At 53.4% G+C, this 13,647-nt stretch carries 14 protein-coding genes; 8 read left to right on the forward strand and 6 right to left on the reverse strand.

What is annotated here, in order from left to right; all coding sequences use genetic code 11:
• Positions 1-6 precede the first annotated feature (6 nt).
• The gene (gene nadE / locus ACN9MQ_RS09160) at positions 7-834 is read right to left on the reverse strand and encodes an ammonia-dependent NAD(+) synthetase (RefSeq protein ID WP_020884418.1); all 828 of its coding nucleotides are present in this window, start codon (positions 832-834) and stop codon (positions 7-9) included.
• Positions 835-1,066: 232 nt separating this feature from the next.
• Here nadE and osmE point away from each other — a divergent pair, with 232 nt between their 5' ends.
• The 7 genes from osmE to chbG all read left to right on the forward strand — a co-directional run bounded on the left by osmE (position 1,067) and on the right by chbG (position 6,927).
• Entirely contained in the window at positions 1,067-1,411 is a 345-nt protein-coding gene (gene osmE / locus ACN9MQ_RS09165; RefSeq protein ID WP_014169673.1) for an osmotically-inducible lipoprotein OsmE, read from the forward strand.
• A 281-nt stretch (positions 1,412-1,692) separates the two neighbouring features.
• Positions 1,693-2,010, forward strand: coding sequence for a PTS N,N'-diacetylchitobiose transporter subunit IIB (chbB, locus tag ACN9MQ_RS09170; protein ID WP_008500676.1), 318 nt, complete (start codon positions 1,693-1,695; stop codon positions 2,008-2,010).
• 79 nt (positions 2,011-2,089) lie between these two features.
• The gene (gene chbC / locus ACN9MQ_RS09175; protein WP_014169674.1) at positions 2,090-3,448 is read left to right on the forward strand and encodes a PTS N,N'-diacetylchitobiose transporter subunit IIC; all 1,359 of its coding nucleotides are present in this window, start codon (positions 2,090-2,092) and stop codon (positions 3,446-3,448) included.
• 47 nt (positions 3,449-3,495) lie between these two features.
• The gene (gene chbA / locus ACN9MQ_RS09180) at positions 3,496-3,843 is read left to right on the forward strand and encodes a PTS N,N'-diacetylchitobiose transporter subunit IIA (RefSeq protein WP_032681213.1); all 348 of its coding nucleotides are present in this window, start codon (positions 3,496-3,498) and stop codon (positions 3,841-3,843) included.
• Between the two features lie 29 nt (positions 3,844-3,872).
• Entirely contained in the window at positions 3,873-4,691 is an 819-nt protein-coding gene (gene chbR, locus ACN9MQ_RS09185) for a transcriptional regulator ChbR (RefSeq protein ID WP_020884416.1), read from the forward strand.
• Between the two features lie 110 nt (positions 4,692-4,801).
• Positions 4,802-6,157, forward strand: coding sequence for a 6-phospho-beta-glucosidase (locus ACN9MQ_RS09190; protein WP_025204406.1), 1,356 nt, complete (start codon positions 4,802-4,804; stop codon positions 6,155-6,157).
• Positions 6,158-6,168: 11 nt separating this feature from the next.
• Positions 6,169-6,927 (forward strand): chitin disaccharide deacetylase, encoded by a 759-nt coding sequence (chbG, locus tag ACN9MQ_RS09195; RefSeq protein WP_251884802.1) that lies wholly within the window; start codon positions 6,169-6,171, stop codon positions 6,925-6,927.
• An 87-nt stretch (positions 6,928-7,014) separates the two neighbouring features.
• Here the strand turns inward: chbG and katE are convergent, their stop codons facing one another.
• Positions 7,015-9,264, reverse strand: coding sequence for a catalase HPII (katE, locus tag ACN9MQ_RS09200; protein ID WP_183516436.1), 2,250 nt, complete (start codon positions 9,262-9,264; stop codon positions 7,015-7,017).
• Positions 9,265-9,466: 202 nt separating this feature from the next.
• Here katE and cedA point away from each other — a divergent pair, with 202 nt between their 5' ends.
• Positions 9,467-9,706 (forward strand): cell division activator CedA, encoded by a 240-nt coding sequence (gene cedA / locus ACN9MQ_RS09205; protein ID WP_025204404.1) that lies wholly within the window; start codon positions 9,467-9,469, stop codon positions 9,704-9,706.
• A 47-nt stretch (positions 9,707-9,753) separates the two neighbouring features.
• On the opposite strand, the gene ACN9MQ_RS09210 is transcribed toward cedA, so the two are convergent.
• The 4 genes from ACN9MQ_RS09210 to hxpB all read right to left on the reverse strand — a co-directional run bounded on the left by ACN9MQ_RS09210 (position 9,754) and on the right by hxpB (position 13,520).
• Positions 9,754-11,145 carry an L-cystine transporter gene (locus tag ACN9MQ_RS09210; protein WP_014169681.1) on the reverse strand — a complete coding sequence of 464 codons (1,392 nt, stop codon included), beginning with the start codon at positions 11,143-11,145 and terminating at the stop codon, positions 9,754-9,756.
• A gap of 127 nt (positions 11,146-11,272) precedes the next feature.
• Positions 11,273-11,863 carry a metal-dependent hydrolase gene (locus ACN9MQ_RS09215; RefSeq protein WP_333191998.1) on the reverse strand — a complete coding sequence of 197 codons (591 nt, stop codon included), beginning with the start codon at positions 11,861-11,863 and terminating at the stop codon, positions 11,273-11,275.
• A 93-nt stretch (positions 11,864-11,956) separates the two neighbouring features.
• On the reverse strand, positions 11,957-12,718 hold the full coding sequence (gene kduD / locus ACN9MQ_RS09220; RefSeq protein ID WP_426021432.1) for a 2-dehydro-3-deoxy-D-gluconate 5-dehydrogenase KduD: 762 nt from the start codon (positions 12,716-12,718) through the stop codon (positions 11,957-11,959).
• Positions 12,719-12,848: 130 nt separating this feature from the next.
• Positions 12,849-13,520: a hexitol phosphatase HxpB gene (hxpB, locus tag ACN9MQ_RS09225; RefSeq protein WP_426021433.1), complete on the reverse strand. Its 672-nt coding sequence runs from the start codon at positions 13,518-13,520 to the stop codon at positions 12,849-12,851.
• Between the last annotated feature and the right edge of the window lie 127 nt (positions 13,521-13,647).

Raw genomic sequence — 13,647 nt, forward strand, 5'->3', positions numbered from 1 at the left:
AGAGTGTTACTTTTTCCAGAAATCATCGAACACGGTGATCGGCGGGCGACGCTTGTGCTCGGTTTTCAGATACCAGCTTTCAATGATCTTCGCGGTACCTTCATCCAGTTTTTTGCCTTCCAGATAATCATCAATATTGTCATAGGTGACACCCAGGGCCGCTTCATCCGGCAGGGAGGGGCGATCGTCTTCCAGATCTGCCGTTGGCGCTTTCTTGTAAAGGTGCTCCGGGCAACCCAGCGCGGCAAGCAGCTGCTTACCCTGACGTTTGTTCAGACGGAAGAGCGGGTTAATATCGGTACCGCCGTCGCCATACTTGGTGAAGAAACCCGTGATGGCTTCTGCCGCATGATCGGTACCGACCACAACGCCTTTGGTCATCCCGGCAATGCTGTATTGCGCTTTCATACGTTCACGGGCTTTTTCATTGCCGCGGACAAAATCGCTCAACTCAATGCCTGCTTCGCGAAGCGCCTGCTCGCTGGCCAGCACCGATCCTTTGATATTGACGGTGAGCACGCGATCGGGCTGGATGAAGGCGATGGCATCCTGGCAATCCTGTTCATCGGCCTGCACGCCATAGGGAAGACGCACGGCAATAAACTGCAGCGCGTCATCACCCGTCTCTTCGCGGAGCTCTGAAATTGCCATCTGGCAGAGTTTACCGGCCAGGGTTGAGTCCTGACCGCCGCTGATGCCCAGCACCAGGGATTTCAGGAACGAGTGAGTTTTTAAATAAGACTTTAAAAAATCCACGCTGCGGCGGATCTCTTCTTGTGCGTCTACCGCGGGCTTTGCGCCCAGCGCCTGAATAATCTCTTGTTGCAGAGCCATCACGCCCTCCATATGCAGAACATAAACAGATTGTGTTAACTGTTAAAACTAACCCTTTGAACGAGAAACGACAAGGATCACAGTTTCGAGTGCGCTAAATTGCGGCGATTTAGCAGGTTATCGTTGTTTTATTAGAATTTTCCGAAATTCGTCTGGCGGAATTCACAAAGTTGAACAATAGTACTTTTTATTCCATGCTTAGATAACACGCTGATAAACAAGAGGACGGAATATGAACAAGAACGTAGCAGGAATTCTTAGCGCAGCGGCGGTACTGACTATGCTGGCAGGGTGTACGGCCTACGACCGCACCAAAGATCAGTTTACACAGCCCGTAGTGAAAGATGTCAAAAAAGGCATGACCCGTTCGCAGGTGGCTGCGATTGCCGGCAAGCCTTCTTCTGAAGTGACAATGATTCATGCACGCGGTACCTGCCAGACCTATATCCTGGGTCAACGTGATGGTAAGGCAGAGACCTACTTCGTTGCGTTGGATGAGACCGGTCATGTGATCAACTCCGGTTACCAGACCTGTACTGAATACGATACCGATCCGCAGGCACCTAAGGCGCAGTAACCCTTCTTGCCTGAGTATGTTAAAAAACCGGCCGTTGGGCCGGTTTTTTTATACATACGTAAATCTTATTTCTTCTCGCGAATTATTTGCCTGAAATGTGAAGGTAGTCAACACGCCAGGTCAATGAGAGACAATTTGCCCCTGTGCAGAATTATCTCCTGTCTGTACCATTGCGTATACTCACTCCAACGACAAACAACAGTAAGCAAACTACCTGTCTGCCAGGATAGCGAGTCGAGTGATAGCGCGATGGCAGGTAGTCATACGAGAGGGAAGTTACTATGGAAAAGAAACATATCTATCTGTTCTGCTCAGCAGGCATGTCAACCTCGCTTCTGGTGTCAAAGATGCGTGCTCAGGCTGAGAAGTATGAAGTCCCGGTGGTGATCGAAGCGTTTCCGGAGACGCTGGCGGGCGAAAAGGGCCAAACAGCCGACGTCGTTTTACTGGGGCCGCAAATTGCCTATATGTTGCCCGAAATTCAACGTCTGTTACCCAATAAACCGGTCGAAGTAATCGATTCGGGATTGTACGGCAAGATTGATGGTTTAGGTGTATTGAAAGCTGCTGTTGCAGCAATTAAAAAAGCTGCTAATTAATTTTTATTTTTCCCGTCAAAGAGTTATTTCACACACAATACGCCGTAACCTGCGTTGCGGCATTTAAGGGTATTTTCCTATGAGTAAAGTCATCGCTTCACTTGAAAAGGTACTCCTTCCTTTTGCTGTTAAAATAGGAAAGCAGCCTCACGTTAATGCCATCAAAAACGGTTTTATTAGATTAATGCCGTTGACGCTGGCTGGGGCAATGTTCGTTTTAATTAACAACGTTTTTCTGAGCTTTGGTGAAGGTTCCTTTTTTTATTCATTAGGAATTCGATTAGACGCTTCCACAATTGAAACCCTTAATGGTTTAAAAGCCATCGGCGGCAACGTATATAACGGTACGTTAGGTATTATGTCGCTGATGGCACCTTTCTTTATTGGCATGGCACTGGCGGAAGAGCGGAAAGTGGATCCGCTGGCCGCAGGTTTATTATCCATTGCCGCCTTTATGACCGTGACGCCATACAGCGTCGGTGAGGCCTATGCCGTAGGGGCCAACTGGCTGGGGGGCGCTAATATCATCTCCGGTATCGTTATCGGCCTGGTGGTTGCGGAGATGTTCACCTTTATTATTCGTCGCAACTGGGTTATCCGTTTACCGGATAGCGTGCCGGCGTCCGTTTCTCGTTCATTTTCCGCGTTGATTCCAGGCTTCATTATTCTCTCCATCATGGGGATTATCGCCTGGGCGCTCTCTCATTGGGGCACTAACTTCCACCAGATCATTATGGACTCTATCTCAACGCCGCTGGCGTCAATGGGTAGCGTGGTCGGTTGGGCGTATGTGATTTTCACCTCCCTGCTGTGGTTCTTTGGCGTGCATGGTTCACTGGCACTGGCGGCGCTGGACAGCGGTATCATGACCCCATGGGCACTGGAAAACGTTGCACTTTACCAGCAGTACGGCTCTGTTGACGCGGCGCTGGCAGCCGGTAAAACCTTCCATGTGTGGGCGAAGCCGATGCTCGACTCTTATATCTTCCTGGGGGGTACCGGGGCGACGCTGGGTCTGATCATCGCGGTCTTTATTGTTTCTCGTCGCGCTGACCATCGTCAGGTTGCGAAGCTGGCACTGCCGTCAGGCATCTTCCAGATTAACGAGCCGATTCTGTTTGGTCTGCCAATCATCATGAACCCGGTGATGTTCATTCCGTTCATTCTGGTTCAGCCACTGCTGGCGGCCATTACCCTGACGGCCTATTACCTGGGCATTATCCCGCCCGTCACCAACATTGCGCCGTGGACCATGCCGGCGGGTCTGGGGGCGTTCTTCAACACCAACGGTAGCGTGGCTGCCTTCCTGCTGGCGATATTCAACCTCGGGATTGCAACACTGCTCTATATGCCATTCGTGGCGATAGCAAACAAAGCTGCAACCGTTATCGATGAAGAAGAGAGCGAAGAGGATATCGCCCTCGCACTGAAATTCTAAAATTGCACGGCGCGGGGCAACCCGCGCCAGCCAAAAGGAGCTTAAAAATGTTAGATTTGGACAGTATTGTCGCAGAAGAAACCGCAGAGAACGATCTGGAAGAGGTGGTGATGGGGCTTATCATCAATTCCGGGCAGGCGCGTAGCCTGGCGTATGCCGCGCTCAAGCAGGCCAAGCAGGGTGATTTCGCAGCCGCGAAAACCATGATGGCACAGTCCCGTACGGCGCTGAACGAAGCGCACCTGGTGCAGACAAAGCTTATCGAAAGTGACCAGGGTGAAGGCAAGATGAAGGTCAGTCTGGTGCTGGTGCATGCGCAGGATCATCTGATGACGTCGATGCTGGCACGTGAACTGGTGGCCGAGTTAATTGAGCTTCACGAGAAGATGCAGTAAGGCAGATTTTGCAGCAGGAGGTCAGCGCGATGGAAATAAAAACCGCACTTGAACAGCAACTGTTTAATGGCAAAAATTTTCACGTGATTATTTACAACAAGACGGAGAGCGCGAGCGGTCTGCATCAGCATGACTACTATGAGTTCACGATTGTTCTGACCGGTCGCTACTACCAGGAAATCAACGGCAAGCGCGTCCTGCTTGAGCGGGGAGATTTCGTCTTCCTGCCGATGGGGTCCCATCACCAGAGCTTTTATGAATTTGGTGCAACCCGCATTCTTAACGTAGGTGTCAGCAGACGCTTCTTTGAGAAACACTATCTGCCGCTGGTGCCGTTCTGCTTTGTGGCCTCGCAGGTTTATCGCATCAAAAACGAATTCATGACCTGGATTGAAACGGTTATCGCCTCGCTTAACTTTCGCGAGAATGAATTTGATGAGTTTATTGAAACGGTGACGTTTTATGTGATGAACCGTCTGCGCCATCATCGTGAAGAGCAGCAGGTGAGCGATGATATTCCGCAGTGGCTGCGCAGTACGGTTGAACTGATGCACGATAAAGGGCAGTTCAGCGAAAATGCGCTGGAAAATATGGTCGCTTTGTCCGGTAAATCACAGGAATATCTGACCCGAGCAACTCAGCGTTATTATCGTAAAACGCCAGTGCAAATTATTAATGAAATCCGCATTAATTTTGCAAAAAAACAGCTGGAAATAACCAACTACTCGGTTACCGATATTGCTTATGAGTCAGGCTACAGTAGTCCCAGCTTGTTTATTAAGACCTTTAAGAAATTGACCTCGTTCACACCGAACAGTTACCGGAAGAACCTGACGGTAATTAATTAAATTTCGGCGGATTTACCCGCCACAAATATTGCCTTGATTGCTTGCCCACAGAGCGGGAAGAGTACGCTACACCTTGCAGGCGATTAACCTGATATGCTAAGGGAGATATTATGCAGAAGAAATTAAAAGTCGTAACCATTGGCGGCGGCAGCAGTTATACCCCGGAATTACTCGAAGGTTTCCTGAAACGTTATCATGAATTACCGGTCAGCGAATTATGGCTGGTGGACGTTGAGGAAGGTCAGGAGAAACTGAATATCATTTTTGAGCTCTGCAAGCGGATGGTCGCGAAAGCCGGTGTGCCATTGACCGTGCATAAAACCCTCGACCGTCGCCTGGCGCTGCAGGATGCCGACTTCGTGACGACTCAGCTGCGCGTCGGTCAGCTCAAAGCGCGTGAAATGGATGAACGTATTCCACTGAGCCACGGCTATCTGGGACAGGAGACCAACGGCGCGGGCGGCCTGTTCAAAGGGCTGCGTACCATTCCGGTCATTTTTGACATCATCAACGATGTGGAAGCGATCTGCCCCAACGCGTGGGTGATTAACTTCACCAACCCGGCCGGGATGGTGACCGAGGCGGTCTATCGCCACACCGGTTTCAAACGCTTTATCGGCGTCTGTAATATTCCGATTGGCATGAAGATGTTCATCAGCGATGTGCTGGAGTTGACCGATACCGACGATCTTTCTATCGATCTCTTTGGCCTGAACCACATGGTGTTTATCAAAGATGTCATCGTGAATGGTCAGTCTCGCTTTAGCGAACTGCTTGACGGCGTAGCCTCCGGGCGCCTGACCGCTGCGTCAGTGAAAAACATCTTTGACCTGCCGTTCAGCGAAGGGCTGATCCGCTCGCTTAATCTGCTGCCTTGCTCATACCTGCTTTACTACTTCAAACAGAAAGAGATGCTGGCCATCGAGATGGGTGAGTACTATAAGGGTGGCGCACGCGCTCAGGTGGTGCAGAAAGTTGAAAAGCAGCTGTTTGATTTGTATAAAGATCCGAACCTGAACGTGAAACCGAAAGAGCTTGAGCTGCGCGGCGGAGCGTATTATTCCGATGCGGCGTGTGAAGTGATCAACGCCATTTACAACGACAAGCAGGCCGAGCACTACGTCAATGTGCCGCATCACGGTCATATCGACAACATCCCGGCTGACTGGGCCGTTGAGATGACCTGCATTCTGGGACGTGATGGCGCCAGGCCGCATCCACGGATTACCCACTTTGACGACAAAGTGATGGGGTTGATCCACACCATCAAAGGGTTTGAAGTGGCAGCCAGCAACGCGGCGCTGAGCGGTGAACTCAATGACGTTCTTCTGGCGCTCAATCTCAGCCCGCTGGTCCATTCCGATCGCGATGCCGAGCAACTGGCCAGCGAAATGATTCTGGCGCATGAAAAATGGTTGCCTAATTTTGCCGCCACGATTGAGAAGCTGAAATTCAAACAGCACTGAGAGGATGTGTGATGGAAAACCTGCTGATCGTCAATGCTGATGATTTTGGCCTCTCAAAAGGTCAAAACTACGGCATTATTGAAGCCTGCCGCCGGGGTGTGGTGACCTCAACAACGGCACTGGTGAATGGTGACGCGGTTGAACACGCGGCGCAGCTCAGCCGCGAGGTGCCAGCGCTGGGCGTCGGCATGCACTTTGTATTGACGCTCGGGATGCCGCTTTCACCGATGCCAGGACTGACGCGGGACGGACAGCTGGGCAAATGGATTTGGGAGCAGGCAGAGCAGGGCACGCTGCCGCTCGAGGAGATTAGCCACGAGCTGGACTGTCAGTTCAACCGTTTCGTCGATCTCTTTGGCCGTGAACCCACGCATATTGACAGCCATCATCACGTGCATATGATCCCGGCACTTTTCCCGTCAGTGGCGGAATTTGCACAGCGCAAAGGCGTGGCAATGCGCGTTGATCGTGAGGGGCAGGCGCTGCACGGGCTGTCATTGTCTTCTGTGCCCACAACGGACGGGTTCAGTAGCGCGTTCTACGGCGACGAGATTAGCGAAGCGCTGTTCCTGCAGGTGCTGGATGAGTCCGCCGCGCGCGGGGAACGGTCGCTGGAAGTGATGGCACACCCTGCATTTGTCGATAACATTGTGCGTAAAAGTGCCTACTGCTGGCCGCGACTGGCGGAACTGGATGTGCTGACGTCGGCATCGCTGAAATACGCCATTGCCGAGCGTGGGTACCGTCTGGGCACCTTTGAGGATGTATGAAAATAGCCCGGAGGCGCGGTGCCTGCCGGGCTGAGTAAACGATGTCAATCAGCGCCGGGTCGGGCAAAGCCAGACCCGGCTTTTCTTTTATGCCGGTATACGATCAATCTTACTGCTGCGTGACCACACACGGTGCGCTGCGAGCAGATCGAACAGCTTCGTCATAAACGCATCATCGACGTTATCGCCTTCGACAATACCATCTTCACCTTGCTCAGCCACCTTCAGGTGCGCTTTAAACTGTCGCGCATCGCCGGAAAGGGCGATCGGCTTCAGGTGCTTATAGGCTTCCAGCAGATAATAAATCGCATCGCCATTGTTCAGCAGACTGTCGATGTCGCCGCACGGCACAATCACCGCATCAACGGTGAGCGATGGTGCTCCGGCAAAGGTGGCCGCAACCGGCAGCACTGAACCGTCGTCGGCGGTCACTTCCCCCATGCGGGAATAGAGCAGTTTGGCGTGAACGCCTTTGGTTTTCAGCGCCTGCATAATCCCCAGCACGTCGCTGGCACGGGTGTTGTCATTCAGCAGAATGGCCACTACCCGGCCTTTTATCGAGCCACCCGGCACCGCATACAGACTCAGGGACGGATCTTTCTTCAGGCCGTTAACGTCTTTCGGTGGGGCCGCATTGCGTTGCTCGTCCGTCAGCGTAATGCCAAGATTATCCGCCACGCTCTGGGCAAGCTGAATATCGATATGGGCGAGCTGATCGACCACGCGCTCGCGGATGTAAGTCCGCACCACTTTGCTCAGTTCAAAGCTAAAGCCGCCGATAATGTGCTGTTGCTCGATCGGCGTCTGGCTGTTCCAGAACAGGCGAGGTTGGGCATAATACTCGCCGAATGACGGGCTGCGCTCGCGGATTTTATTGCCATCGATGCGCTCTTGGTACGACTCAAAACCACCGCGTTTCGGTCCCGGCGGCGTTTCGCGCGGCCAGTTATCGTTGATGGAGTTCGGCTCATAGTTAGCCGGATTGGTATCGATATCCTGGCGATGCATCCCGTCGCGCTGGAAATTGTGGTACGGGCAGGTTGGACGGTTAATCGGAATTTCGTGGAAGTTTGGCCCGCCAAGGCGACTGATCTGCGTATCGGTATAGGAGAACAATCGCCCCTGCAGGAGGGGATCGTTCGTGAAATCCAGCCCCGGAACGATATGCCCCGGGTGGAACGCGACCTGCTCATTTTCGGCAAAGAAATTGTCCGGGTTACGGTTGAGCACCATTTTACCCACCAGCTGAACCGGCACCAGCTCCTCTGGGATCAGCTTTGTCGGGTCGAGAAGGTCGAAATCGAAGTTAAACTCATCCTCTTCCGGGATCAGCTGTAACCCCAGTTCATATTCCGGGAAGTCACCGGCTTCAATCGACTCCCACAGTTCGCGACGGTGGAAGTCCGGATCGCGCCCGGTCAGCTTCTGGGCTTCATCCCACACCAGCGAGGCTTTGCCCGCCACAGGCTTCCAGTGGAAGCGTACGAATGTGGCTTTCCCGTCCGCGTTGATCATCCTGAAGGTATGAATACCAAACCCTTCCATCGTGCGGTAGCTGCGCGGAATGCCCCGGTCTGACATCGCCCACATCACGTTGTGTAACGTTTCTGGTTGCAGTGAGACATAATCCCAGAAGGTGTCATGCGCACTTTGTCCCTGCGGTATGGCCCAGTGGGGCTCCGGTTTTACCGCATGGACAAAGTCAGGAAATTTATGCGCATCCTGAATGAAGAACACCGGGGTGTTATTGCCGACGAGATCGAAAATACCCTCTTCGGTATAAAATTTGGTGGCGAAGCCGCGGATATCACGCACGGTATCTGCCGAACCCGCGCCGCCCTGTACGGTTGAAAAGCGGACAAAGACCGGTGTGATTTTGTCCGAATCGGAAAGGAAATCCGCTTTGGTTATCTCTTTGAGGCTTTTGTAGGGCTGGAAGTAGCCGTGTGCCGCGGAGCCACGCGCGTGAACGATGCGCTCAGGTATACGTTCATGGTCAAAATGGGTGATTTTTTCCCGCAGAATAAAGTCTTCCAGCAGGGTCGGTCCGCGCGTTCCCGCACGCAGCGAGTTCTGATCGTCAGCAATGCGCACGCCCTGGTTGGTGGTAAGTGCAAAACCTTCGCCGCCTTTACGGTGGGACTCAAGGGATTTCAGCTTCTCGTTTCCGGTATCCGGGGATTTCATACTTCCCGGCGCGGTAGGCTGTTCGCCAGGTGCGGAAGGGCCGGGGGACGGGCGATGAGAGCCATCCGCTGGGGCCAGAGAGTCCATGCCTGGTTGAGATTCTTCAGTGCCATGAATGGGTGATTGATGTGTTTTATCTTTGTTCGACATTGCACGCTTCTCCTTTATCCATTGCTAAAAACCTTGTTAACTATAGAACAATGTGGCGAAAGGGCGGGCGAACTAAGAGTTTTCAGATGACCTGGTTAAGGAATGCGCTATCAGAGCGATGCAGGGCGCGACGCGTGGGGGGAGGATCGGCTATCATAGAATTTTCCTGCTTTCAGAATGTGCTTTAGTGAACCCGTCGCTTATGAAACCTTTTCGTCAACAAAACCGCCCTGTCATTAGCTACGTGCCCCGCGTCGAACCCGCGCCGCCCGAACACGCCCTGAAGGTGGATGGTTTTCGTGATGTCTGGCAACTGCGCGGTAAATACGTGGCGTTTGTTCTGATGGGAGAACACTTCCGTCGTTCGCCCGCGTTTTCGGGGCCGGAGTCGGCCCAGCGATGGGCGAACCAGGTCCGCCAGGATGAAGAGATTGAAGAATAACAGCCAAAAAAAACCGCCATCAGGCGGTTTTTTTTATTCATCCGTGATTAACGGTGCGCCAGTTCAGCGTCGTCTTCACTTTCCAGAATGGTTTTATCGGTCTGCTTCAGCCACTGGCTGGTCAACGTACCGGCGGTCATGGAACCGCTCACGTTCAGCGCAGTACGACCCATGTCGATCAGCGGCTCAACGGAGATCAGCAGGGCAACCAGCGTCACCGGCAGACCCAGGGCCGGCAGGACAATCAGCGCGGCGAAGGTTGCGCCACCGCCAACACCCGCAACGCCTGCGGAGCTGATGGTAACAATCCCGACCAGCGTGGCAATCCAGACGGGATCCAGTGGGTTAATACCCACGGTCGGAGCCACCATTACCGCCAGCATTGCAGGGTAGAGACCTGCGCAACCGTTCTGACCAATGGTGGCACCAAATGAGGCAGAGAAGCTGGCAATAGATTCCGGTACGCCCAGACGACGGGTCTGCGCTTCAACGTTCAGCGGAATAGACGCGGCGCTGGAACGGCTGGTGAACGCAAAGGTCAGTACCGGCCACACTTTACGGAAGTATTTCAGCGGGCTAACGCCATTGACGCCCAGCAGGATACCGTGCACCACGAACATAATGCCCAGACCCAGATAAGAGGCGACGACGAAGCTACCCAGCTTAATGATGTCCTGCAGGTTAGAGCCGGCGACCACTTTGGTCATCAGCGCCAGAACACCGTAAGGGGTCAACTGCATCACCAGACGGACCAGCTTCATTACCCAGCTTTGCAGGGTATCGATAGCCACCAGCACGCGCTCGCCTTTCGGCGCATCGTCTTTCAGCAGCTTCAGCGCCGCCACACCGAGGAAGGCCGCAAAGATCACCACGCTGATAATGGAGGTTGGGCTGGCACCGGTCAGGTCAGCAAACGGGTTCTTCGGCACGAAAGAGAGCACCATCTGTGGCACCGTCAGGTCAGCGACTTTACCCACGTAGTTGGTCTGAATCGCGGTAAGACGCGCCGTTTCAGCCGTACCCTGCACCAGACCTTCTGCGGTCAGCCCGAACAGGTTGGTGACCAGCACACCGACCAGAGCAGCAATCAGTGTGGTAAACAGCAGCGTACCGATGGTCAGGAAGCTGATTTTACCCAACTGGGTGGCGTTATGCAGACGGGCAACGGCGCTCAGAATAGAGGCAAACACCAGCGGCATAACGATCATCTGCAGCAGCTGGACATAGCCGTTACCGACGATGTTGAACCACTGAATAGAATCTTTCAGAACTGGATTATCGGAGCCGTAAATAGCCTGCAACGCCAGACCAAACACGACACCCATGGCCAGACCAACCAGCACTTTCTTCGCGAGGCTCCACTGTTTGTGGCGCGCCTGCGCGAGAAGCAATAGCAATACAACGAACACCACAATGTTCGCGATGAGTGGAAAATTCATCCCCGTTCTCCTGATTTATTATACGGTCGGTTTTTACCGATCCTGTTGGCTCAAGGTTATCAGAAGTGTGATGTGGCACTTATATCCAAATGGAATGGGTTATGACAAATGGAAATAATTTGTGTGCTTAGCGTTCAATCTGGTGATTAATGAAACGATTGAACTGAAATTGCAGCGAATTGATCATCTGAGATGACCAGCGCACTGCACTGTTTTCGGGCAAGGTTTGCGGCATCCAGACGGCGTAGGCAAAGAGCGCCATACACAACACACGCTCAAGCTGATTACCTTTCTGCGGCGCAAGAATGGGCAAACGGAAACGCCAGCGGCATGGCCAGAGCAGCGGCACGCCCGCAGGCGTCAGCATATCGGCAAGGATATGGCTTAAATAACCCAGCACCATTCCCTGGATAGCATCGGCGGGCACTATCCAGCTCTCAGGGACTTTCAAATAGAAAAGGGTGAGCAGGCCGAATACGGCCAGCAGGCTGTGGGTAAACCCACGGTGACCAAACGCGCGGGCGATGGGTTTTGATATCCATTTTAGCCGCTGTCCCAGGAACGATTTTGGATGGTCGATATCGGGCAGCAGACAGGTCAACACGGCGGACGGGACAATATGCCACCAGTCCCCCTGTGCGAGCACAGGGGTAAGTTCAGCGTTTTTGGCAAAAACTGCGCACGCAATGGAAAAAAGCAGATGGCCTTCCGCCGTCATGATAAAACCCACAAAACTGTCAATTCATACAGTATAGGGTTTTTATACAGTAGACGAAAGAGGTGACGGTGTAACTGTATGTCACAAACGCGCCTAGCGCGCCAGCCAGCCCCCGTCGACGGCTAACGTATAACCGTTCACGTAATCCGAGGCGGCGGAGGCTAAAAAGACCACCGGTCCCTGCAGGTCTTCTGGTACTCCCCAGCGCCCGGCAGGTATCCGGTCGAGGATCTCCTGGCTGCGCTGCTGATCATCCCGCAGTTGCTGAGTGTTGTTGGTCGCCATGTAGCCTGGCGCGATGGCGTTAACATTGATGCCGTGTGTCGCCCATTCATTCGCCAGCAGACGCGTGATCCCTAACACGCCGCTTTTGGACGCGGTGTAAGAGGGCACGCGGATGCCACCCTGGAATGAGAGCATCGAGGCGATATTAATGATTTTCCCGCCCTGTCCCTGCGCAATAAACTGTTTAGCCACGGCCTGGGAGAGGAAAAAAAGCGATTTCAGATTCAGGTTGATGACGTCGTCCCAGTCCTTTTCGCTGAACGCGAGAGCATCTTCACGGCGTATGGTCCCGGCATTGTTCACCAGAATATCGACTCGCCCCATCTCAGCCACCGCGCTGTCAACAACGTTCTGAAGACTCTTCTGCTGACTGAGGTCGGCCCGAATCGCCCTGAACCGCCTTCCGAGTGCGCTAATGCAGGCAGCCGTTTCCTCCGGCGCTTTGCGGTTAACACCCACGATGTCGCATCCCGCCTGCGCCAGCGCAATGGCCATGGCTTGTCCCAGACCGGTATCGCATCCGGTGACGATGGCCACTTTTCCTGACAGAGTGAAGTTATCCAGTATCATACGCGCCTCAGAAGTAAGGTTATTGTCATTCTGACGCTAAGGATAGAAGCGGGGGATAAGAAAAGCAAACAAAATGAAACGATGTTTTGTTTTTAAAGCAGGCAGCCTGACGCTGCCTGAAAGGGGCGGGTTACTCGCCGCGCAGGTGCTGCGCCGTCAGCTCAACCAGTGAGTTCAGCTTTACGTCGGCAAGGGCAAAACGGGGATCGTGTCGGCCTTCCTCCGCGGGAACAACAATCGAGCGCATGCGCGCGGCCTTTGAGGCCACCATTCCGTTAACGGAATCTTCCAGCGCGACACAGCAGAGGGGATCAAGAACGAGCTTAGCGGCACAGTCGAGATAGACCTGCGGGTGCGGCTTGCTGTATGGCAACGTTTCCGCTGAGGCCAGCTCGTCGAAGCTGTCGCGCAGCTCAAACATGGTCAGCACTTTTTCCAGCATATGCAGCGGTGAAGCTGACGCCAGGCCAACTTTCAACCCCTGCGCTTTACACAGCGCGACGGCTTCACGCACGCCGGGCAGCAGGGGCTTGCTCTCTTCCACCAGTGAGATGGCGCGGCTGATAATGCGCGCGGTCACTTCGTCGCGATCGGGTCCCACCCACGGCTGCTGGGCATACCACAGGTCCACCACCATATCGATGCGCAGACCAAGCGTATCCGGAAGTTCATTACGGCGGCTGATATCAACGCCCAGGCTGGCGATAACGTCCAGTTCGGCGCGATCCCACAACGGTTCGGAATCGATCAGTAATCCATCCATGTCAAAAATTGCGGCAAGAATCTGGCGCGGTGTCGACATCACAACGTCTCCTTATCCAGGGTGTACGACAGACGATAAATGCTAAGTGCACTCTGCAATTTAGCATATTGCCTTTAAAGAGCGGGCGAAAATGATGGTCAGCAGGTAGACTTAGGCAGAAATAACG

Source organism: Enterobacter sp. R-25, from assembly GCF_049913205.1.
Lineage (GTDB): Bacteria > Pseudomonadota > Gammaproteobacteria > Enterobacterales > Enterobacteriaceae > Enterobacter > Enterobacter ludwigii.